Consider the following 25394-nt stretch of genomic DNA (forward strand, 5'->3'; position numbering starts at 1 on the left):
GTTCCTCGCCGGTCATCTCATCGAAGATGTCGGGAGCTTCGGGCTGCGAATACACCGACCGCACCGACTCCACCGAGTCCACCGACCGCACCGAGTCCACCGACTCCACCGACTCCACCGACCGCACCGACCGCACCGACTCCACCGATCGCACCGAGGAGCGACGCCCGAGTTGGAACTGTGCGATCGGATCCGGGGTGTCCCAGCTCAGCGATTCGTCATCCCCCATCGGTAGCGATCCTGGCGGCTGCACGCGTCGCGCAAGGAACCTGCTGGTGCCATTGAAGTGTGCTCCACCGACCCGCAGCAGAGTTGCCTCACGCGCCGTCCCGTTTTCGACCGCCCCATAGGATTCGATGTGCAGAGTCTCGGTGACGACACGCAGCGCGATCCCGTGCGCCGCGAGCACGTCGCCCAATACCCGTGGGACCAATTCGGCAAGGTCGGAGGCCCACCCATCCGGTGTCCGCAGTAGTTCGACATAGGCGTCGGCGTCGCCGACTATCCAGTCTCGGTACTGCGCACGAAGATTCGGGTCGGCCAACCTGTGGACCACTGCGGCCACCAGGCGCGCGACGCTGTTCAGCTGCTCCGGCAGGCCACTCACTGTTTCCAGCACCGCGCGATAGAGGCAGAACCCGGTAGGCGGCACCGCGACCTCAGCCAAGCTGTGGTCGTACAGATACCGGAGCTGTGCCTCGTTCGCGAGCGGTGTCGCCTCGACATGGATTGCGGGAGCGGTCGATTCATTCGGATCGAACGTCAGCAAATACACCGGCGCGGTGGTTGTGCCCTTGCGAACGGCCTCGAGTCTGGCAGTGAGTTCCGCGTCCACCAACTCGAGCATCGCCGCCTCCGCGTACTGCCCGAGCGATGATGCTGGCTCGGCGACAACTGTCCGCGCTGCCGCTTCCAGCCCTGCCCGGTTGAGTGCGTTTCGCACCGCAGGCGGAATTTCGGCGGAGTTGCGCAAACGGGGAAAATCGCTGACCAGTCGGCGCTGGTACTCCGGCGACAGAGCGGAGAAGTTCAGACTGCTCCACCACTGGCGGCCGTGCTCGTTCCACCAGTCCGCCAACTTCTGGGCTTGGTCGGGAAGCAGTGGCGCGGTGCCTGTTTCCTCGATTTCGGCTGGGAAACGGGGCGGCACAATTCGGTCGTTCTCGTCGACCGGATCGGGGTGCGCCCAGATATCCAGCTTGTGAGACGGTCGCACCTGCCCGGCCGCGAGCGACTCCCGCCATTTTCCGAGGTCACGCTCCTGTGCTTCCAGTCGGAGACCGTCCGACCGCAATTGCTGCCGCATCTGCTCGGTAGCCGCACGCGGTAGCCGTTCACGCACAGCTCTGCGCCGCGCGGTCACCCAGAACTGTCTTCTATCGACCTCGGCGCGTTGCCTTTCCACTTCGCCGACTCGTTCGCGCACCGGACCATTCAGACCTGAATGGGTGGGGTCGAATCCTCTTCGCTTGAACGAACGCGCAGGCTCGAGACCTCGGCTCCGGAGGAGGTCGAGAGCATAGTCGTTCATCTGTGGGGTCGGCCGGTAGTGCCCGCTGTGGTCGGTCAGCACCGTGAGACGGCCGTTGCGTACTACGAGATAGCCTGCGGCGGTGACGGTTCGCCCGCCGAGGAAGGAGGAATGGAAGGTCACTGCCGAGGACGTGCCCGAGTACAGATTGCCGAACTCGTCCATCACGAACTTCGAACCCCACGGCGCATGGAACGGCGCACCGTCGCGCGCCTGATACAACCTGCCGCCCGGGCCGATGAACAGCCGATGCTGTTCGCGTTCTGCCGGAGTCATGTAATGGGTCGGTGTAGTGAAGAGGAACGGCTCGATCTCGAGCTTGCTGCGCTCGATAACGGTCGATTCATCCACCTGCCATCTCGCCAGGACGTTGGCCACGGTCCGGTCGGCCCAGCCGAGCTGGGTCATGGCGTGGATCATGGTTGATTCGGCTAGCTCCTGCCTCCGCAGGAGATCGATCACACCAGAGTCGGCCCCGAGCGCTGTCAGGAACTCGATCGCGTTCAATTCGGTCAGGCCGAGACTCGCCAGGAAGTCTCCGACCTTCGATTCAGCGAGGTCGAGCGTCGTCAGGAAGCGCAGTGGCCGGGTCTCGCCGGTGTAGTTCCTGCCGAGCACTGCGCCGTCCAGCAGCGGTACCTGCCGGGACGCCAAGACGCGATCGAACGGGGGTAAAATCTGCCCCGGCGCCACCGCACCAGGTATAGGCGCCGCCGTAGGCGCTATCGGACGCACTGCGGCCCATAGTGAACCGTCGACATTTATTCCGATTTCGTAGTGATCACTCGGCGACTGTCGCAACTGCACGGTCGGGCGGAGGGGGTTGTCCGAGGAACTGATGACGGATCCATTGGCCTCGTGCAGAACGAGATTCGCATGGAAGTGATCCGCCGCGAGGGTCAGGAATTCTTGCTTCGTAAGCCCACCCCCGAGCTCGAAATACGCGTCGAAATCGATTCCGAAATCCCACAGACTCGCTATCGTGTGCTGCAAGTGGTCATCGACCTCCCGCCAGAACCAGTCGTCGAACGACCGCCGAAGTCCTTCTTCCCACAGTCGGGTATGCGGGATCGTCACCGGATCGGCTGACAAGGCCGCGTCGTAGTTCTGTTGACGAGCATCCTCCCGCGCCCTGTCGAGCTTCAGCTGTTCAGGTACGAATGCTTGGCGATAGTGGCCGAAACCTTCCAGGAGCTGGCCCGCCAGAACGGCGCGCAGGGCGCGCGAGTCGCCGACGTTGAAGGTCCGTGCGAGCGCGGTACACAGCGGGTCCCTGGCACCGGGCACGGCAAGCCAATCCGGTGGCACAGACTGGGAATTCGAGACAAACGGAACCGAATGCACCGCGATCTGCGGCGGTGCACTCGCCGACACGACATTCACCGGTTGCGCCGGCGCGATGGGGAGTTGCGATTCACTCTCCTCGGTGAGCCAGCGCACCTGTCTGAATGCCGCGACCATCTTCTGGTCCAGCACAGCGCGATAGTCCGGCTGCATCAGGGGGCCTACTCCGAAAACTCTGCCCAGATAGTTCGCCACGGTGCCGTGGTTGATCTCCTCGGCATTCCCCAACGCCCGTATCCGAAGCGGACCACTGATAAATGCAGCGTCTTGCACCAATGCCGGGTCGTGACCCCGCATCGTCGCCATCTCACGAAGTTGCGAGATGACCTCGGGAACTGCATCGAACCCTTTGCCGTGCAAGGTGTCCAGCATCGAGCGATATTTGCCTTCGAGCGGTGTGAGGCCGCCGTGGGAGATCTCGTAGTAGTTCAACCACCTCAGCAGCGCCGCCAGCTTCGGGCGGTCCGCCACAATCGCGGTCCAGTCCTCCTCGTGGTAATTGGACAATATTTTCTCGGGAATCGCCGTAATCAGGTCGGCCAGGTACCGAGATCTCGGTGCCGCCACGATGAAGTGATTGCCGAACCACCCCCAGTCGTACCGATCATCGACAGCTCGCTGAATGCGCTCCGACGGCGGAAGCCCTTGGTAACTCGCGTGGTTCACCGCCTGGTGGTCCCGGATCAGCGGGCCGAACATCGGCAGGTCGTCCTCGTGCATGTACATCGGGCCGAGGTCGGCGAGGTCGACCGGGCCCGGTGCGAGGTCGACGTCGGCATACACCCCACCTCGGTCGTGCAGCACCGCGTAGCGCGCGATGTCCGAGCTCAGGTTGAATGCGCCTGTCTGCAGGGTCAATTCGAACGCGGCCGCCAGTTCCTGACCACCGACAGCTCCGACGAAATCCGCTAGATGATCTGCGACGTGGAGCGTGTCGTCCATGACGTCCGCGAGCTCCGGGTCGGCCAGCAGCTGCGTTCGCACCTGGTCGTAGCCGCGCTGTGTCCACAGCGTCAATTGCCAGTCCGAACCTGCGGCGGACCGCACCCACTCTTTGACATTTGCCAAGGCGAACGCGCTGAGCGCACCACCGAACCAGACGAAGTTCAGTTCCTTGGGCACCTCGTGGACCGCAATCTCCGCGGCTGCGCCCGAATATTGCGCCAACTGCGCCATTTCGTCATGCAGCCACAGCAGCCCTGCTTGCTCGAGCCTGCCGATCAGCAGCCGAGCGGGTGCGAGGGGTCCGCTCGCGCTGAGGCGCTCGAGTTCTTCTCTCAATACCGAGACTGTGACACCGCGGCCATGCACGGCTCCGATGATCTGGTCGAGGAAAGTCAGGTAGGTGACTCGAACATTCGCTGCGGAGAGTGCTACGCCGCGTGTCTCGAGCTCATCGAGTGTGTCGAGAAGCAGCAGCCGGTGATCGTTGGTAACGACGCGGCTGTCGCCGTGGAAAGTGGTCAGCATGTCGTCCACGTGCGCAACGTTCACGGCCGTGGAGCCGTCGGCGATCTGACTGTCACGCAGCAGGTCGGTCAGTCGCTGAAAGGTGTTCAACAGTTGGACTTCTGCGGGCAAGTCGGCGCGGACCGGACCGACCAGGTCGTCGCGAAGCTGCCGCAGCGCCTGTACCCGGGAGTCCACCGTTTCGGAGCTGGATTGTTCCAGGCTGGATTGCGCCTGCTCGACTTGCGACAATGCACCGATCCGTGGGATCGGAACGGTGTACTGCCAACTGCCATCGTTCGCCCGGCTGCCGTAGAGCGGCGGTTCGAAAGTGTCCGGTTCGAATTTCAGCAGATACACCGGTGCGACGGCTGTGCCGGTTCCGGCAGCGTCGAGCCGGGACTCGAGCTCACGCTCGGCCAGGTGGAACATGGCTGCCTTGGCATACTGTTCACGTGGTGCTGCGGAGCCGGCCGACACCCTCAATTCCGCTTCCATGTATGCCCGGTTGAGCGTATTGCGAACGTCGAGGGGGATCTCCGCGGAATTGCGCAAGCCGGAAAAGTCGATGACCAGCCGGTGCCGGAATTCCGGCGACAGATCCCGGAAGTGCAGGCTGTTCCACCACTGGTTGCCATGCTCGTGCCACCAGGTCGCCAGCGTGCCTACGCCGACTTCGGCCGGGAAGCCGGGCGGCACGATCCGGTCGTTCAGATCGAACGGGTCTGGGTGCGCCAGCACACTTACCCGGTGCGACGGGAGTACCCGCCCGGTCGCGAGTATCCGCGACCAGGCGTCGATCTCTGCCTGCTTCCTGGCCACCACAGCGCGTTCCGCCTGTACATACGCCCGCACCTGATCGGTGGCCGCGCTCCGCTCCAGGCTGTCCAACGCCGAAGCATGCGCCAGTAGCCACCACTGCAACCTTGTGGTCTCGGCGCGTTGACGTTCCAGTTCACCGACTCGTTCGCGAACCGGACCCCACAGACCCGTGCGGGTTGTGTCATCCATTCCCCTGCGCAGAAAATTGTCCGCGGGCACCAGGCCCTGGCGGCGGAGGAGATCGAGCGCATAGTCGTTCATTTGCGGAGCGGGTTCGTAATGCCCGCTGTGGTCGGTCATCACAACGAGCCGGCCATCATTCACCACGAGATAGCCGGCGGCGGTGACCGTTCGTCCACCGAGGAAGGAAGAGTGGTAGCGCACCGCCGATGTTCGGCCGGAGTACAGATTGCCGAACTCGTCCATGACGAACCTGGCGCCCGGGGTATGGAACGGAGCGCCATCGAGCGCTTGATACAGCCGGCCGTCCGGGCCCACGAACAACCGATGCTGTTCACGTTCGGCTCGAGTCATGTAATGGGCCGGTGTATTGACCGTTCGGGTTTCGATCTCGAGTCGGCTGCGGTCGATCACGGTCGAACCGGCCGGTTCTAATGTGCTCAGGGCATCGCGCACGGTGGATTCGGCGAGGCCGTGATAGTTCAGGACGCTGAGTACGTTCCATTCGGCGAGGCCGAGACTGATCTGCAAGGAGACCGCGTCCGTCTCCGCCAGCCCGTGCTCTACCAGGTAGGCGGTCGCATTCGGTTCAGCCTGGTTGAGTATCCGCAGAACTTCGAGTACATCCGAGTCGGCCATCCCGAGTGCCCTCAGGTGGTCGAGCACGGCGGAGTCTGCCAGCCCGAGAATCCGCAGGTAGTCGCGCACCTTCGGGACAGCCTGGTTGAGTGTCCACAGGACGTTGAGCATGGTCGAGCCGGCCCAGCCGAGCCTGTTCAGGACCTCGATCACTGTCGTGTCAGGCTGGTTGAGCATCCACAGGACTTCGATCGCATCGGAATCGGCCAGGGTGAGCACCTGCAGGCGGTCGAGCACGTCCGACTCGGTAAGGCCGAGCGTCCGCAGGTAGTCGATCGCGTTCGATCCGGCCAGGTCGAGTGTCGTCAGGGTACGCATCGGCCGGGTCTCGCCCGTGTAGTGCGCGCCGACCACCGAACCGTCGAGCAACGGTATCTGCCGGGAGGCAAGCACCCGATCGAGCCGGGCCGGAATCTCGTGCCGCGGTATCGCTCCCGGTATCGGCGCCGCCGCAGGTTCGATGGGCGCCACCTCGGCCCATAGTGAACCGTCGGCGTTGAGTCCGATCTCGTAGGGACCGTTCAGTGACTGCCGCAGCCGCATGATCGGGCCGAAGACACTCTTGAACGAACGGATGACCGACCCATTCGGTTCGTGCAGCACGACATTCGCACTGAAATGGTCAACCGCCAGAGTCAGCAATTCTCGTTTCGTGAGGCCGCCCAAGTCCTCATGAATCGACTCGAAACCGCTCCCGGCATGCCGCAGATTCGCTATCGCCTGAAACAACCTGTGGTGGACCCGCTGCGCGAGGTCCTGGTCGAACTCCCGCCGAGTTCGTTCTTCATGCTCCCAGTTATGCGGGATTTCGGCCGGATTGGTCGACAAGGTGGTGTCGTATTTCGCCCTGAGAGCTTTCTCCCGCGCCACGGAGGCCCGCTGCTGTTCGGTGATGAACAATCCCCGATAGTCTCGAAAGTTCCGTTCGAGCTGGTGTGCGAGCGCGGCCCGCAGAGTCGACGAGTCAACAAGGTTGAAGGTCCGCGCGAGTGCGGTACACAGTGGGTCGACCGCGCTGGGCACCGGAAGCCAATCCGGCGGTACGGACTGGGCGGGAATCATCCCGATCTGCGTCGTCTCGGCGGTCCGTGACTCGGGGCCGACGGTAAGACCGGCGGCCGCACCGCTGTGCTCGCGGCCGCCGTCGCGCTGCGATCTGTCGTCTGCGGCCAGATCATGCAGGGCGCGTCGCTCATCCGCCGCCGTGACACGCACCGGCACGCCGTGTGCGGTGTAGACGACGGCATGCGTGGCGGTCAGGTCCGCGGGAGTAACCGGCGGGAATCCGTACCTGCGGTTCGTGCTGGGATCGATCACAACGACCGCGCCGTCCGATACCCGTAGCAAGTAAGCATGCGCGCCAACACCATTGGTGTCGGCCGGGCCGTGATACGTATCGACGACGAGGGCCGTCGCACCTTCCCCGATACCGAGCAGCTGGACCGCGATTCCGTTGTGATCAGCGAACCGATGCAGCCTGGCTCCGGCTGCCGCCTCCAGTTCCAGTCTCGACATTCCGGCGTCGCCGACCGGATCCGCCGGCAGCCGCACCACGGTGCTGCCGGTGAGGTCGATGAGTCGCCGCAGGGCGAGCGGCCCGCAGTCGTTCGCCCGCCGCGTCGAATCGAACGTGGTGCCGATGCGAACGTTGTCCGATGCAGTCTCGGATTTGACTTGTTCCTCTGCGGAATCGTGCTGAGCGGCGCGGTTTTCGGCCGGGTACGGCGTGCTGCCGTCGGCCGTCCGGCTGCGGTCCGACCGTGGACCGGCCGGCGGACCCGCAGCTCCCCACACGCTACGTGCAGCAGCCGCTGTTTCTGCGTTGAACTCGACGAATTCGGTGAACGAGACCGTTGCGCGCCCCCACCGCTCGACCGTCGATCGGCCGTTCTGGAATTCCGCCGTGGACGTATCGTTCGCCAGTTGCCAGGATACGTTCTGCCCCAGCAATATCGGCGTTCTGCGCTGCTCGAGGCCTGTGTACCACCGAGGCGTCGACGGGGTGGTCGCCGGCGCAGCGCGACCTTGTTCGTGCGCCTGCACTGCGGCATGTGCTTCGAGCAACAACAAAGGCCAGACCGGCGCGCTGTCCGACTGCGGGACCGGCAGTGCGGTGGCCCTGTCTACACGCACCCACCGTGGCTCGCCGGCCACAGTCAGCAAGATATCGAGGCCGATCACATTCGCGTTGCTGACGACCACCGTGTTTGCGTTGTCCTGCAATATATTTCCGGCGGCGTCACGGACATCGTTTCCGTAGTAGTCGCGTGAGACGTCTCCAGTGGCGTCGTGCACGACGTTGCCGGTGGCATCGACGCGATTGCCGCGTGCACTGATCACATGACCCGGGACAGTCGCCACGTTCCCGCCATCGGCGACGACGAAGCGCACCATGCTCGCGATGGCTCCCGGCACGGCGACCTGCTCGCGCAGCTGCTGGACAGCAGGCCAATCCGGGAAGTGCGCAAGGTCTTCGAGCACCGGACCGCGCGCACCGAACACGGCACCGGCGAGCCGCCGCGGGCGCCGCAGCCCAGCCCTGGCGGCCTCATCCGCTGTGACCCAGTGCTGCAACTCCCCGGCATGCAGCAACACCTGTCCCGGCCGCGCGGTCGATGGGTCGACGACCACCGGCTGCTCCCCGAACGACACCACAGCACCGTCCGACCTCAGCTCGCTGGTGACCCGGACGCCCGAAGGACGGACGAGGCCTAGATTCCACGCCTCGTCCGCACTGATCCAGTGCCGCTGGGCGCCGACATGCAGCAACACCTGCCCCGGCACCACGGTCGCCGGGTCCACGACAACCGGCTCATGTTCGAAGATGAGTGCCCCGCTGCGCAGCGGTACAGCCCTGGCGTACCACCCGTTCGCCGCATCCCAGTGATATCCAGCGGTGCTCAGGTGCGCTGCGCTGAGCTGACCGGTCTGATTCGCGCCACGCACTGGAACAAGCGGGTTGCCCGCGGCGTCCAAGGACGGCACCAGGATGCCACCGTCGTAGGGCTCGAGCACCCGATTGCCATCCACCAGCGGTAGATACCCGTGGACGATCCGGGTGCCGTGCCCGGCGGGTGCCAGTGCGGGTTCGTCACTGAACGCACCGAGCGCGGCGAACGGGATCGCTGCCTCGGCACTGGCCGGGGCCCACGTCCGCGTGCTTTCGCGCACGAGTTGCTCGCTCGACCCATAAGCCGAGAACACGACGAACTGGTTGAAATGCTTTGCCGCAACCCAGGTCTGCTGGCCTGCTTCGTTGGTGAGCAACACCGTTGTCACCGCGTTGGAACTTTCGTCGACCAACACGTTCGACACTTGATAGCGGTAGTCGCCGAGCAGTCCGGTGTCGCTGGGGCCCGTCCGCCACGTCGGCCTGGTACTGACGATCAGAGTCGAGCTGTGTTCGAAGAACCACTTGATTCTGGAACCGGCCCAGCGCGTCAGTGGAGTATCTTGCAGTGCGGCATCGGATTCCCACGCCGACATTTCGTCCCACAGCTGTCGCAGGGGTTCGCTGTGACGCTCATAGTCCCTCAGCCGCTGCTGCAAGAATTGCTGGAAACCAGCTGCGGTGTTCACATCATTGCGCTGTATCCAGGCCGCGAAATCGTGTGCGTCGCCGAGCCTGACCAGCTCGTCGAACAACGCATTCCAGCCGGACCAGACGCCCGGGCCGCACGCGAGCAAGTGGTCCCGCAGGCGCCGTAATGGACCAGCGAACCGCCAGCCCTGATCACCTACGGTTCGCCACAACATCCGATCGAATGCGGAATTGTCCCGGATCCGCTCGGTCTGCAGGAGTCCCGAGATGTGGCTGGTGTCGACACCCGTTCTGCGCAGATATGTGAGGACGGTTTTTGCCTCACCCCAGATGTCGAGATTGCTTGATACCGACCGCCGCGCTTGCCAGGCGTCGCGCTGCTCCAAGACAGTTCGTGCCGCATCCGCGTCCCCGAGCCACTCCCCCAGCGTGCGCTCGCTCATCCGCATGGGATGCGCGATCACCCGATGCTCGACCCCTCGGGTGGCGCGCCACCCACCCGCCGGTGCCCACTCGCCGGCCGGGCGCAGCGCGGCGGCCGCACCGACCGTCCGCGACCCGACCAGTTCGTCGGCGAGATCGTTTGTCCCGCCGCGCAGGATCGCCGCGTGCTCAGCGCCTTCGGCAGCGTCACCGATGCGCCCGCCACGCAGCACCGCCCACGCCTTCTCGACCACGGCGGGCCACAGCGGCTGGCCGGGCAGGTGCGCTCCGTATGCCATCCGGCCGTGGTAGGCGTAGAACTCGCGGTCGACCGCGACCCGCCGGGTCTCGCCGTTCGCCTCGGTGAAGCGCACTTCGAAGGTGCCGTCCGCCCGCTCACGCACCATCCGGCGCACCCAGCCGGGTCGCTCTCGAACAAGATCGAGTAGTTCGGCGTGCAGGTGGTGACTGCCGCTGTGCACACTTGCGTTGTCCCACAACACATCCGATGGCCGTGGTATGCCGTCGGCCGCGAACAGCGAGCCGGTGGCCCTGGCGAGCGTGGGCACCACCGATTCGAGCACCGTCTCCGGGACCGTGTGCCAGGCCGTCGCGGGATCGCGGTCGGCGGGGTCGCGGACCGCGACATAGCCCGATCTGTTCGGATTCCGGAACATCGCTACGTTGGTGCCGCCTGGTAGGCGCACCTGTCGGCCGTTCGAGGTGAACACCACGTCGCTGGGGATGTGCACCTGTGCGCGTGGCTGGTGCAGTGCGGCGTTCGTCAACCGATCCATGCGCAGGACACGCGACCGGCCGGAATGTTCGGCGGAGGTGTCCCACCTATGGTCGACCACTTCGACCGACTCCGGTGGATGCGCTCCCTGGAACTCCCGTGCGGCCCGGAACCCGGTGAGCGCGTCGGCGAGCCGTTGCCTGCCGTCGGTCGGCGGCGACGACACCCAGCGGCGCGCACGCGTGAACTGCCCCGACCCCGCCGCCACGTCGCCGTGCGCCAGCCACACCACCGTCGCGGATCTGGCTACCGCACCCTGATGTTCGAGCGCGGCATACATGTCCATCGCCGTCACCAGATCGTGCTGCAGCGGCTGGGCTTCGGGCGGGTTCGCCCCTGGCACGTGCCACACGACCGACCGAGCGACGTCGGTGTTCCCGAAGCTCAGTACCATCGAACCGGAACCACCGAAGGCGGCCGGCTCGAAGCGTTGCAGGTATACCCGCGGCACCGCGATTCCCGCACGCTCCGCCAGCAGCCGGGCATTACCTTCCGCTTGGGCCAAACTCCGATTCGACTCCTGCACAACGGAAAGCAGTCGCCGCTCGGCAGCGGTCAACGGCTTCGCCGCGCGCTGGGGCTCGGTGAGGCGCGCCAGCTCGGCCCGCAGATAGCCACGGTTCATCGTGTCGCGGACTACGACCGGAATACCGTCGATCTTGCGGAGTCGGTGGTATTTCGTTGCCAGCCGGTATTGCGCCGCCAGCGGTAATTCGGTGAAGCGCAACGCGTTCCACCATTCACTGCCGTGCTCGGACCACCATTGGACCGCCTGCCTGGCTCGCACACGGGGGTCGGCCACGAAACCGGACACCGTCAGTTCCGAGGGCAACGCGGGTGGGGGTCTGAATTGCGCATGATCGTTTGTTACGGCCGGTCGCCGCTGGCCACGTGGCAGGCCGAACAGTTCCGAATTCGTTGACCGAGAACTCCTTTCGCCGGATGCGGTATTGGTGGTGCCGAACGCGGCAAGCGCACCGGCGCCCGCCGCGCTGATCATGCTGAACTGGGTGAGCTCGGTCAGGGGTATGCGCAGCTGTCGACCACCGTCGTCCGGATCGGCGATCATGACCGCGGTCGGAGTTGTTCGCATCGACCCGGCTCGCTCGACGCCGACGACAGCATAGGCATGCTTTGGTTGCAGTGCGGTATTTCCTTGGCCGGCAGATTCTTTGGTGCCGAGGGTGACTGTGTCACCGTGCTCGAGCAGGCGGCCGATCCGCTCGGCCAGCCACTGCGCGATCGTGGTGTTCGACAACTCGGAGCCGGAACTCCACGCAGCCAATTGCTTGTGAAGCGCGGCACCCGAATTCGTCCACTGCTCGCCGAGGTAGGTCAGGAATTCGGCTCGATCGCCCTCTTTTTTCCCCCAGGACGCCCAAACTTCCCGGACGGCCTCGAACACATGCGCATCCAGCCGCGCGGCCAGCTCGGCAATATCCGACTTCGACAGGAGCGGGCCCGGCAGACTGTTTATGACCGTGCCAACCCGGACAGTCGCCTCACTCAATTCTTTCTTCAGGAACCCGGTGATGCCCTGATCAACCGACGATGCGGTGCTCGCCGCAGCTTTCGGCGCGAAGAACTTCCCCTCCCAGTCGAGGACCATCTGGGCGAGTCCCAAGTTGCCCACCACCCCGGCCAAGGTGCCCGGATCTACCTCGAATGGATGCTCGAATATCGGCTCGTCCACAGTGCGGGTCGGCTGTGACCGGCCGCCGCGGCCCGGCATTTCCGGGGGACGCACATTCGCACCCACAGCCCCGGCTCGGCCCTTGTCGATCCCCAGGTAGCCCTTCTCCCCACCGTGGAACACCGCGAACGCCTTCTCGATCACCGCGGGCCACAACGGTTGTGCCGGATCGTTCACCGCGTACTTCATCGCACCGTTGGCGTCGGTGTAGAAGGTGTCGTCCACAGTGATCCACACCGGGCTGTTCTTCTCCGGATCGAAGAACCGCACACTGAACAGACGCTTGCCGTCGGTTTCGGTGGTGCTGATCATGTCCTTGATCAAGCCGGGGTTCCGGGCTGCCAGACCGATCAGGTTCGACAGCAGATAGCAGGTGCCGGCGTCGCCTTGACGGACATCTGCCGGCACGGGCATCCGGTCGACGCCGCCGTACAGCGGCCCGGTCGCCCTGGTGGCAGCGATGTCGATCCGGGCAGGATCGATCGACAGCCAACCGGTCTGGCGATTCGGCAACATCTGCATTAGGGCGGCGTTCACCGGGTCCGGGCGCACCTGCACGGAATCGAGTGGCAGCAGTTGTACTGCGTCCCCGTCCGTATCGGTAACGAACACGCCGGTTCCGTTCGGCCGCAACATCGTTGCACCGTCAGGTTGCTCTTCCTGGCGGAAAGCCAACGCGGCCAAGTCCTTCGAGAACACAGCTTCGCTGTTGCCCGGCAGCTGAACCCGGACACCGCCGTTCTCGTCACTCTGCAGCACCGGCAACGGCGACATCGAATCGAAGGGTACGAGGTGGCCGTTGATGTCGCTGACCAGCAAACCCGTCTTCGGGAACGGTGCTTCCGTCGCCGGCATCACCGGTGCCGCGCCGACCGGCGGCGTATCCGTGGTGTCGTCCGGCGCACGGCCTGCCGACTCGATCGAGTCGTCGAACAGCGCGGCGAGTTTCGCGCCGGTCGGCGAGCCCGGCGCGTCGTCGGTCGCTCGTTCGGGGGACTGACCGGCCCGATCCTCGCCGGTCGAGTCATCCGGTTGCTTGCTCTCGTGCACCGGACCGGTGCCGAGTGGTGGCGGAATCTCGACACTCGGGAATGGAGATTGGCTCGGTGTGCTCTGCTCGATCCCCGCGAGCGAGGCGGACAGGCCAGGAACGGTCTGACTGGTCAGGTGTGCGGCGTTGCGCGCCTGGAATGTCGAAGCCAGTTCGAGCAGTTCGGCTTTCGCGGCTCGATACTCCGTCTGCGCGGCATCCCGGGCAGATCGCGCCGCGTCGAGGTCGTCGCGCGCCGCATCGAGTGTGGCGCGATCGCCACCAGGCCGGTCCGCAAGCGCGTGCACCGCCTCCGCGTCCCGGAGCTTGACTTGGGCAGACTCGTGGGCCGTAACCGCCTCGGTGTAGCGGATCACTGTCACGGCATGCTCGGTCGACGGCACGAAGAGCGCATCGTCGACGGCCAGGTAGTACTGGACGCTACCTTCCTGCCCGGCGCGGGCAGCCCGGTTCTCCGCCTGGATGTCGATGTCGCGCAGGTGCGATTTGCCCGACACCTTCACGTGCAGACCGCCGGCGTCGCTCACGTCCTTGCTCACCGGAATGTCGACACCGCGGCCACCCTGCCGGTTGATCACCAGCACCTTGCCCAGCTGACCGGCCTCGTCCAAGATCTTCTGCAGCCGCGCTTCCGCATGAACGCCGTTGTCCAGGAACCACTTCGCGTCGATGGCGATGTGCTTGACGCCTGCCGCCGTGAGCAGCGCCGACACCACCGCGACTTCGCTGTTACGGTTCATGATCACCAGGTGCGGACGCGCCTCGGGGCTGTGGGTGCTCGCAATGTCGTCGGCGATCCTCTGATGTTTGGCCGCCTGGTCGAGCGCCACAGCGGCATCGACGGTCGTGAGCTTGGATTCCTCGAAGCGCGGGACCGTCACCACCTCGGGCATGCCGTACCGCGTGGTCAGCTCACCGGCGACCCCCTTGGCGGTGCCCGACGCACCGGTCACCGCGTCATAATTGGTGTCGGAGATCATCTCCTTGGCGGTGATACTGCTCGAGGTCGCTGCATCGGCTCGGATCGCCAGACCGTGCTTCGCCTCGACCGCCTGTGCCAGTCCGCCGTTCCAACGGCTTTCGGTCGAGGTCTCCGGATCGAACATCACCTTGTGGGTGGTCTGATCGATGATGAAGACCTTCCCGCTGGTCTCGTGGATCACGTAATGGTCGTTCTCGACGAACTCCCAGCGCGCCGTTGCCGCCGAATTGATCCGCTGCAGTTCGGTTTCCAGCGAATCCTCGGGTCGGCCGTCCGCTCGCAGCAGCTTGGTGACCTCGGCAACGCCCTCTTCGGTGAGTTTGGCAGGGCCTCCCACCTGGTCGTGCTTGCGTCCGAAGTGGTCCGGGGTCAGAGCACCGGAATCCAGGTGGTGGTCCAGGAAATCCTTGGCCCGCACCACGCTGTCGGCGATGTCGCGCGGGGCCTGCTGCGCGGCACCGTCGGAAATGATCCACGTGGTGTCGGCGTGCACCAGTGCTTCATCGATCTCATCGATCACGGCCATCCGGCCCGGCACCACTTTGCCGCGCAGATGACCGAATCCGGCGTCGTTCAGAGTGCCGATGTAGATCGTCGGTTTCCCGTCTGCCGGAGGCACATACCCTTCACCATCCGGATTCATCCGGCCGACATGAAACCCGTAGGGCCCCAACACCCGCTGGTACAGGTCGAATGCCTGGTTGGCCAGGGTGTCGCGGGTGGTGAACACTTGCAGTGATTCACCGGCGGCGGCGTGCAGGATCGCATCGGCGAGAAACGCCAGGGTCTTGCCCTCACCGGCGTCCATGTTGATGGGGCCGTGCCGCATGGCCATGGCCGCCATCGTCTGCGTCCAGCGCAGGGTCTTGCCCTCGACCGGATTGCCGTGCTTGTCGAACCCCTCGGTTCCGCGCCGGATCACCTCCATGGTGGCGGTGACGGCCCGGTGGTATTCCGCAATCTCTTTCGGGTCGGTGGATGAGTGGAACTTGCTGCCGCTCAATGCTTCTCGGAGATCATCGAGGGTGTGCCCGCGCCAGTCCTCCGGGCGGTAACCGCCGGCGAGCTGTTTGCCTTCCTCTTCGAAGTTGCGGGGAGGACGGCCCTCGAAGTCCATCACGTCGTCGGACTCGCGCCGCCCACCGAATAGGGCCGGATCTGTGTCGCGGAAAGGGAACGGTTCCTCGCCATCGGTCGGTGTCTTCCGCACCGGCAGGTCGCCCGGCACCACCTCGCGGGGTACCCGGAATTCGGTCAGTCGCGGGTCGGAAAGGATGTCTTCGACGGACCGGTCGAGCGGTTCATCGCTGTCGGCCCGTCGCCAGCCGCCGTCGTTCGTGGCATCTCCCGCGCCGTCGGGGCGCAGCCAAATGTAGTGTGCCGCCGCACTGTCGCCGAGAACAACGACCTTGACCCCGGAGACGTCCGCCGAGCCGTACTCTTCCTTGGTCAGGACGCGCGGATCGTCGCCGAGCCCGTCGACCTTGCTCCACTGCAGTCCGTCGGTCAGCGGCGCCCGGGTGTTTTCAGGCTCGTCCTTCGACCGTTTCGACTCGCTGTCCGAATCGCGGTCAGTCTTGCTGCCGTCGGTGTCATCAGCGGCGGGTTTCTTTGCCTGTGGAGTCTTTTCGGCCGCTGGTGGCCACTTGTCCACGTCCTCCGACGTGTACTTGCGCCCACTCTGGTCGAAGTGGTCGAGGCCCTTGTAGAGGTCGCCGAGTGCGGCTTTGATCCGGGCGGGGGCCGGGTGGTATGAACCCGCCCAGTCGCCGATCGCGGTCATCTTTCCGTCCACGAAGTGAGCCTGGAAGGCCACGTACACGCCGGAATTGTGGAACGTTTCGTGCGGCTGATCGCTGATGTAAAAGCGGCCGTCGTGATCGATCACCACGTTCCGCATCGCCGGGGCGTGGCGCTCGGCCCAACGATTGAGCAGCGGGCCGCTCCGAGGTAGCTCGGTGGTGATGGGGCCGTCCTCGCCGACCATGTTCTTTCCGGGCTTGCCCGGCGCCGGCTTCGACTTCGACGGTTCGTCGGAGTCGGTGTTCGGCTTGCTCGACTTCGACTTCGACTTCGAGGAGTCATCGGACTCGGTCTTCGACTTCGACGTCGAGGAGGTGTCGTCTGAATGGTCGCCCGTCGGCTTCTTGCCCGAAGGGTTGGGAACTTTTGTGAAAGTCCCATCTTCGGAGACAACGTAGATGTGGTCGGCCCGCTCCGCCGCGGTGAGCCGGAGCATGCCGCGAGATCCCCACTTGTCGACACCGGGGGAATCGGTTACCGCCTTGCTGCCGTCCTTCTTGCTGCCGTCCTTAACCGCAGGGGGCGGCTCCTGCCCACAATTGGAAAGCAGCGGCAAGTCGTTGACGCCGTCCTTGGGATGACGGAAGGGCTCTCGACCCTCGTGCGGGGACTTGTTGCCCTTGATCCACTTCTCCAGCAACGCGGCCGTCTGCTGGAAGCCGAGGATCTGCCGGAGGAACGACTTGCCGCCCGGCCACACCGGTCCGAGCAGCAGGGGATCGATTTGGCGCCAGCGCGGTTCGAACGCCGCGGCTTTCAGATCGGCGAGCCGACCACTCGGCTTCGCTGACTTCGACCCGCCGGTGGTCGCACCGTCGTTGCCGTCGCCGGTTTTACCCGCGGCGGTGGACGAACCGTCGCCACCAGCCTTGCGCGTGGGGGTGGACGAACCGTCGTCGCCATCACCAGCGGGCTTACGGGAACGGGTAGAAGCACTCTCGTCGCCGTCACCACGGGTTTTGCGGGAAGTAGTGGAGGCACCGTCGTCACCGTCGCCACGGGTTTTGCGGGACGAGGCGGACGAACCCTCATCACCATCACCACGGCCCTTACGCGAAGTAGTCGACGCACCCTCATCGCCGTCACCACGGGCTTTGCGGGACGAGGCAGACGAACCCTCATCACCATCACCACGGCCCTTACGCGAAGTAGTCGACGCACCCTCATCGCCGTCGCCACGGGCTTTGCGGGACGAGGCAGACGAACCCTCATCACCATCACCACGGCCCGCCGCATTGCTGCGCGAGGGGTTCGAGTCCGACTTGTTCGGTGTCGAATCTTTCGGCGGTGTCTTGTCGCCGGTCGGTTGTTCGGCAACCGACTTCGACCGCTGCGTGGTCGGCTGTGAGTCCGGCGCGCCGGACTTGGTCTGTGCGCTCGCCTGCACCTGCTGGTCGGACGCCGCCGCCGAGCGTTTGTCGGATTGTGTTGCAGCCGTGTCGAATTGCTTCGCCTGCACGCCCTGGATCCGATCGCCGGCGGGCGACGCGCCCGATCGTGGCGAACTGGACCCGCCGGTCGACGCGGACGATGGAGCGGCATGTGAGACGCCGGCCGCAGCCGGCTTCGCACCCGGCTGCTCTATCTTGGGCGGCGGCGCAGAGCCCACTGCGTCTGCCTTGGGCGCTGCCCCGGCCCCGGGCTGCGCAGCCGCGCCCTGGCCGGTGGCGGACGCCCCACTGTTCGCCTGCGAAGCCCCGGGCTGGCCGCCACCTGTCTGCGAACCGCCGGGCTGCGCGCCACCAGCATTCGAAGCCCCGGCCTGCGCACCACCAGCATTCGAAGCCCCGCTCTGCGCGCCACCACCCTGCGCGCCATTTACCTGCGAAGCCCCACCCTGAACGCCACTACCTTGCGCGGCCGCAGCCGCAGCCCCCTGCGACTGAGCGGCCTGGTCCCCTTGCGACCGGTTGTCCTGACTCGTGGACGATTCCGAGCGATCGGCGGAAAGCTGCGATGCGCCATCGCCTTTCGGTGCCGAGGCGGAACTGCCGTCCTCCGTACCAACAGCCCGATCCGCGGAATTCCCAGGAACCGAAGATGATCCGTCGTTACTGACCGACTGTCCATCCTCGGACACCGACGACCTACCGGAAGCCACGCCGTCATCGCGCGATCCACCGGACTGCCCGTCACTTGTCCCGGCACGCCCGGACCCTTCATTTCCAGCCGACCGGTTCCCGGAAGAACCTGCAGCCGGGGACGATTCGCTTTTCCCGCCCGAACTTCCTTCTGCTGGCGGTTGCGTACCAGGAGCTCCGGCCTGCCCGTCACCATTCGGCTTCGTCCCCGTAGGCGTTTCCGACACAGGCGGTTTGCCGGACGGACCGTCCCCCGCCACGGGCACATGCACCGACGGCGGAACCTTCCCCGCATTCCCTACCTCGGGCACATCGACATGCGTCGACGTATTGGGAGTGCGGAACCCACGCCCGGCACCGGCGAACGCACCACCGACACCCGCGGCGAGCATGCGCGGATCGAATTCGAATGGACCGCCGTTGATCATCTGGTTGGCGAGACCACCACCGACCATACCGCCGACACCACCGGCGCCACCTTGCACGAAGCCGGTGGCTGTCCGCTGATACAACTTGTTGAATTCGGATTTGGTGACCTTGCCACCCAAATGTTTGAAGAGATCCGCACCGACCTTGCCGAACAGCGAACCGAACGCACCACCCAGCGCGCCACCGAGCGCGTACTGGCCGAACGATTTGCCGTCGAAGCTGTCCTTGTGCCCTGCGGCCATCTGACTGAGCTGAAGCAGGATATTGAGGATCATCTGCTGGCCCATGGCATTGAGGGCGGCGATCACCATTTGCATCATCATGGCCTTGAGCCATTGGAAAACGAGCTGGTACCAGGCGGTCAGCGCCGCCTGCGTCCCGGGCGCGGTGAGCGGAGAAGCCCAGGCGAGCCAGATCTCGACCATCAGCTGTACCAGGCCGACGATGATCATGATCTTGTTTTCCTGAATCGCGCAACCGACCTTGTCGCACGCTTTGGAAAGCTCCATCATCGATTTCGCGATCGACTGCATCGACGCGTCTTCCGACTCATCGGTGAGGTGCTTCAACGTCTGCACCATCGACGAATTCAATTCTTCCGCCGACGGATACGCCTTCAGCACATCCTTGATCGCGTCCTCGATGTCGGACACCAACGCCGACAATTCGCCGCTGGCCTCCGACCACGCGTCGGCGAGCGCGAACATGCCGTTCTCGCTGCCCTTGGGCCATTCGCCACCGGCGACGTAACTCAGGCCGTGCAGTCTTTCGGGCAGATTGATGTCTGACTGGGAGATCGCGTCGGGAACCGACATTCGCTACCGATCACCGGTGCGCCAGCCGGAGCGCTGCCACGGATCGCCCGGATCCGGGGCTTCGCTCTGTTCGTCCACCTGCGGCGACGACTTGCGCCGCTCGCGCCGCTTCTCTTTGCCGTCGCCCGAGGCGCCACCTTGGCCGCTGCCGGGCGGCATTCCGCCGGGCATCCCGGGCGGGATTCCGGTGCCGGGCATGCCCGCCCGGGTCTGCGGACCACCCTGCCCGTTCTTGCCCGCCAGTTTCTCACCGTCGAACGCGGAGGTGGACCGTAGCATCGGATTCCCAAGGGTCCCACCGGGACCGCCGCCCTTGCCGCCTTGACTGCCCGACTTGTCCACTGGCGCACCGGTTACCGGATCGATGGCCGGCTTGTACGCATTCGGCCCAAGCACGCCCGGCACGCCCCCGGCGAGACCCGATTCCAGCCCGAAGTTCTTCGCGTTCGACGGGATGCCGCCCAGCACGTCCTTGGGATTGCCTGGCCCTGGACCCGGACCCGGGATGTGCGGCGAGTTGGGGCCGGTCATACCCGAGGAAGACATGTTCGCGACCGGAGGACCGGTCACATCACCGATATTCGGTCCACCAGCATTCGAGCCACCGGGGCCTGGACCCGATCCCAACGCGCCTGGTCCGGGACCACCACCGGTCTTGGTCTCCGGACCACCACCCGATCCCTGATGCCCACCGGGCGGCGGAGGCGGTGTCGGCGGTCCGGTCGGACCGTTCTTTCCGTCGTCCTGGTTGTCCTTCTCGTCTTTGTTGCGGTTCGGATCAGAACTGAGCGGACCCTTGTACGGTCCGGGGTCCCCTGAGGCGTCCTCATCGATGTAGTTCTTCAGAATCCACTCGGCGAAGAGGTCGTCACCATTGCCGAACACCTTGCCCGCTTCTTCGATCGTGCGGCCGTAGTTCACCAGCAACTGCCCGTAGACGGGCACCGCGCCCTTCGCGTCGGGCCCGGTACTGGCGTTGCCGACCAACGTGTCCTTCGACTTCAGATAGCCCTGATCACCTTCGGCGAACTGCTTGCCCATCTTGTCGTCGCCCCACGGCTCCCCGAGGCTCTGCAGGTTGTTGTTGAGTTTGGCGAGAATCTCGAAGAGCCCGTTCGGCAAACTCGGCAGCTCTGCCAGCTTTTTGCCCTTGTCGATCAGTGCTTCGGGGTCGACGCGAACCGTGCGGCCGTTGTTCGACTGCGATGCCATCACGATTCCTAACTCATGTCCTGCGGCGGGCTGACGCGGCGGCGCGGGAGGGAGCGGGGGGGGTGGCCGCGCGGCACGACAGTCATCGTGGCGTGCCGTGCGCAAAAGTCGCGTGCCGGAACGGGTTTGTTCACCGTCCCTTCAGCAGTTCACCCAGATGTAAGGTCGGCGGGATCGGCGACGGCGGGCAGACTCACCGTCACCACCAGCCCGTGCGGCTGTGCCGATTCGACGAACAACAGCCCGTCGTGCTGCGCCGCCAAGGTGGCGGCGATCGGCAGCCCGAGCCCCGACCCACCGGTCGTCGCCTGCGCGCCACGGAAGAATCTCGTTGTGATCAGGTCGATTTCCTCGGGCGACACTCCGGCCCCGGTGTCGGCGATCGTCACCACGACCGACTCGGCCTCCCGGTCGACGGTGACCGTGGTGCTCGCGCCCGCCCCGGCGTAGCGCGCCGAATTGCTCAGCGCCACATCGAGAATCTGCGCGAGCGCACTGCTGGGCACACCCGTTTCCGCCGTCGTGGCCAGCGATTCGAAGCTAAGTGTGATATCGGCGCGGACGTAGGCGTCGTGCCAAGCGCCGACCCGGTCCGCAGCCACCGCGGCCGCATCGCACCCGGCGGCAGGTGGGCGGAGCTGCCTGTCTTGCTCGGCGTCGGCGACCGCGGCGGTCAGCAACCCGTCGAGCAGCTCGGTCAGTCGATCCACCTCGCTCACCACGCTCACGAAGGTGGCGGCGGCCTGGTCTTCGGCGAGCATCGGCTGCAGCGCCTGGAGCCGAACCGCCAGCGCCGCAAGCGGATTGCGCAGCGAGTGCGCGGTGTCGACCACATGCCGACGCTCAGCGGCGGCCAGGGCGGCCACCGCCCGCGTCACCGACTCGACACCGGCCGCCAGTTGCAGGATCTCGGGCGGGCCTTCGCTCATCGGCGCCTGCCGCCGGGGCGGGCCGCGGTGCACCGGCAGGGTCGAGGTGAGCGCGTCGACCTCGCGCAACAGCCCGGACACCGGGCGCAGGATCCAGCCCGACACCAGCAGCGCCAGGCCGGAGACCAACAGCAGCGCGGTCGCGGTGACGCAGGCCAGCTGCGTCCAGCGGACCAGGATGTCGATGCGGGTCTGCGACGTCGAAACGTCGATCACCACAACACCGCCGGACTGCGGCGGCGTCCCGATCGGCTGTGCGACGAGCAGCGGCTCGGTGTTCCACGGATACAGCGGGCGCGGCATCTCGAGCCAGTGCCGTTCGCGGGCCGCCGTACGCACGCGCGGGTCGGCGAAATCCATGCCGAGACTGCACAGCACCGTGCCGTCGGCGCCGAGGATGAGCACGCCGTTGCTGGTGCTGTCGCGGTAGTTCTGGGCTTCCTCGCACAGGCTCGCCGGTGTCGTCGCGGCCAGCACCCCGAACCGGCTGGCGTCCTGCACTCGGTCGATGACCAGCCCGCGAGTCCGGCTGGTGGCGAGTTCGTTGGCGATGCCGACGGCGAAGCAGATCATGCAGAGTGTGGCCAGCGCGGTGAACGCGGTTACCAGCCGGGCGCGCACGCGGCGAGCCTCTCAGCGCGCCCAGCGATAACCGAAGCCGTGGATCGTGACGATCAGCCCGGGCCGGTTCAGTTTGGCGCGCAGCGCACCCATATGAACATCGAGTGAACGAGAGGTCGCCGCGGTTTTCTCACCCCAGACCTCGGTGAGAATCTTGTCCCGCCCCACCGCGACGCCGGACTGCTCGGCCAGCACCCGGGCGACGGCGAATTCCTTCTGCGTCAACGAAATCGGCTGCCCGGCCACCTCGACCGAGCGCGCCGCCAGATCCATGGTGACATCGCCGGTGACCACGACCGACGCGTCCGGTTCGGTGGCCCGCCTGCGCCGCACCACCGCTTCGAGGCGTGCGACCAGCTCGCCGACCCGCGGCGGTTTGACCATGTAGTCGTCGGCGCCGGCCCGCAGGCAGGACACGACGGCGACCTCGTCACCTTCGGCGGTGAGCACGAGGACCGGAACGTCGCTGACCTTACGTAGTTGGCGCAGCACGAGATAGCCGTTGAGGTCGGGCAAGCCGAGATCGAGGATGACCGCGTCGTAGGCGGTGTGCGAAGTAAGGAGGTCGAGCCCGAGGCTCAGATGGTCGACAGCGCCGAAGCCGTGTGCCCGCAGTCCGTCGACGACGGCACCGGCCATCCCGGCATCGTCCTCCACCACTACCACACGCAGCACCCAAGACCTTTCCCGCAAGCCACCACCGGGTAGTGAGATTACCGTAGGCGCAGCAGGACTCGGTCGTTACGTCATGCGGTGGCTTGCGGAGCGGTCGTCCTGGCCCCGTTCCCGAGCAGCGGGGCGACGGCGACCGGCGGGTATCCGACGCGGCGCGGCGCGGGCGGCAGGCTGGGGAAACGCCTGCGCAGGCCGCCGAGTTGCCGATAGACCTCGCGCAGTTCCTCGTGCAGCGCGCCGAGTTCCTCGTGCAGCCGCTCGGCTTCGTCCACGAGATTCCCCCAGAACAGCCGGCCTTGCTCGAGCTGCGCGCGCTCGGCCCGCGAGCGTGCCAAGGTTTCCTCCGCAGAGGTGCGCGACGGGCCACGGCGCGCCGCGGTGGCACGGCGGTTGGTGCGATGGGTGGCAGTACTGGATTCGGTATTCCGCATGGCAGATCCCGGCCTTTCGGTAAGTCTCCGGACACAATTATGCGCACAATTCCGAATTCGTCAATCGAACCGATGTAATTTGCATCGGCTTAGGCAGCGCAGGGAACTTGTTGAGAATCTTTAGAAACTATTTAGAAGTCGGCATACTTGTGCAAGTTTCTTGAGAAACGGCGCATCTACCTGGGCAAACGGCGGACACAGGCGGCAATGTCGCCGCCTGCGAACATTATTTAACGCAGCAGCTACTCACGATGAATGCGTGCTAGAAAGAGGATGCTATCGCGCTCGACAAATCACCGGACGCTACCGACTCTGCTGCGCTGCATTCGATTTCCGGGCCAGCGCACTGGCGACGAGCATAACGACGACGACAACGGCGATCACCGCAATCGTGGCGAGCAGGCCCTCGCGATAGCCTGCGACGAACGCGTTGCGGACTGCGACGGCGAGCGGCACACCGAGGTGATCCCCCGCGATGTTTATCGCTCGCACCCCGTCGCCCACGGGATCGCGACCGATGGCCGCGCCACTGATGGCGAGCACATCGGCGGGCACAACGAAGCGCGCCTGATAGCCGCGATCGACGAGTCCGCCGACGATCGCCACACCGAGCAATCCACTGAGCTGAACGAGCATCAGCTGTGCGGCCCACGGAATCCCGGTGCGCGAGGCCGGATGCACCGCGCTCACCACCTCCAGCGCGATGCCGAGCACCAGGGCGCAACCCAGGCCCGTCACCGTCACCATGGCGACGAGCGGGACGAGGTCACCCGGCTCCCCCGCGGTCAGACCGATGGCGAGCCCGTCCATGATCGCGGTCGAGCCGATGATCACCGCGGCGACGACGCACCCCGCACGCTGCAGTGCCGCACCCACTTTCGCACCGATCGCGGTGGCGAGGCAGGCGGGCACGAAGAGGGCCAAGCCCGCGACCACCGGCACCCGACCCCCGAGCACCTGAAGATACTGAATGACCAGGAAGACCATGCCGAACATCGCCAGGATCGCCCCGCCGAGCGCGAGCATGACCAGCCGCACGCGCGGCTCGGCACTCAGCAGCCAGTCGTGCGGCAGCGAACCACCGCGCCGAATGGTCGCCGCCACCACCGCGAGCGCCACCCCGGCACCCAGCGCGATCGCGAACCCCTGAGATGTCCAGCCCCACTTGGGCGCCTGGTACAGCGCGAGCGCGAGGAGTCCACCGGACAGCGTCATGGTGAGCACAGCGGGCCAGTCGACCGGACTCGCCGGGTCCGCCGGGACAGCAGGGATTATCACGAGCACCCCGACGAACACGATCAGATTCGCGGTCACCACGCCGGCCATCGCGTGTGGCCAGTACACCTGGTTCAGTACCACCGCGGTGACGAACAGCGTCATCATCACGCCTGCCGAGGAGCACCCTGCCCACAGCGTGACGGCTCGCGCCCTGCGGCTTCCTTCGCCGTAGACGAGCACCACCATCGCCAGCGTCGCGGGCAGGATGGCCGCAGCGCCCACACCCGTGACCGTTCGTGCGATGAGCAAGCCGATCGGGTTCTCCGCACAGGCCAGATGGAGCACGGCGCCTACGACATACACCAGATAGCCGCCGACAATCACCCGCTTGGCGCCGAGTCGGTCGGCGAGCGCACCGCCGACCAGCAGGAGCCCGACGTAGGCGAAAGTGTGCGCCGCGGGCAGCCACAGCGATATCGCCATGTCGGGCCGATGCCCCAACTGCCGCAACAGAGTATGGACCGCGATGCTCTGCATCGCGGTGTCGTAACTGATCATGAACGCGGCGGCGCACAGGGTCAGCAGCGTAAGGCGACGACGCCGGCGACTCAGGCGCATCGGTTCGCCCCGCGTGCTCGCCGTGTCGGTGGCGTCTGCGAGCGGGTCCATCTCCAGTGTCATCACGTGCCCTTTGTCCAACCCCGGACATCAGATGTCCAACCCCGGACA

6 protein-coding genes and 1 pseudogene (1 of these 7 only partly in view) are annotated in these 25394 nt (G+C 65.6%); all 7 read right to left on the minus strand.

Going from position 1 to position 25394, the window contains the following annotated elements:
• Window positions 1-17713 carry the 5' portion of a C2 family cysteine protease gene (locus NN4_RS06115; RefSeq protein WP_147128971.1) on the minus strand. The gene continues 12629 nt to the left of window position 1, outside the view, so only the first 17713 of its 30342 coding nucleotides appear in the window; the start codon lies at window positions 17711-17713; its stop codon lies beyond the left edge, outside the window.
• 1473 nt (window positions 17714-19186) lie between these two features.
• Window positions 19187-19579 (minus strand): annotated as a pseudogene (locus NN4_RS47105) (WXG100-like domain-containing protein); the annotation flags it as partial.
• A 3-nt stretch (window positions 19580-19582) separates the two neighbouring features.
• The gene (locus NN4_RS06125) at window positions 19583-20791 is read right to left on the minus strand and encodes a hypothetical protein (RefSeq protein WP_147128973.1); all 1209 of its coding nucleotides are present in this window, start codon (window positions 20789-20791) and stop codon (window positions 19583-19585) included.
• Between the two features lie 149 nt (window positions 20792-20940).
• Window positions 20941-22341, minus strand: coding sequence for a sensor histidine kinase (locus tag NN4_RS06130; RefSeq protein ID WP_147128974.1), 1401 nt, complete (start codon window positions 22339-22341; stop codon window positions 20941-20943).
• 12 nt (window positions 22342-22353) lie between these two features.
• Window positions 22354-23013, minus strand: coding sequence for a response regulator transcription factor (locus NN4_RS06135; RefSeq protein WP_147129092.1), 660 nt, complete (start codon window positions 23011-23013; stop codon window positions 22354-22356).
• A gap of 74 nt (window positions 23014-23087) precedes the next feature.
• Window positions 23088-23447, minus strand: a complete 360-nt coding sequence (locus NN4_RS06140; protein WP_147128975.1) for a hypothetical protein — start codon at window positions 23445-23447, stop codon at window positions 23088-23090.
• A 303-nt stretch (window positions 23448-23750) separates the two neighbouring features.
• Window positions 23751-25346, minus strand: coding sequence for an MFS transporter (locus tag NN4_RS06145; RefSeq protein WP_147128976.1), 1596 nt, complete (start codon window positions 25344-25346; stop codon window positions 23751-23753).
• Window positions 25347-25394: the final 48 nt, after the last annotated feature.

The organism is Nocardia ninae NBRC 108245 (genome assembly GCF_007990755.1).
GTDB classification, from domain to species: domain Bacteria; phylum Actinomycetota; class Actinomycetes; order Mycobacteriales; family Mycobacteriaceae; genus Nocardia; species Nocardia ninae.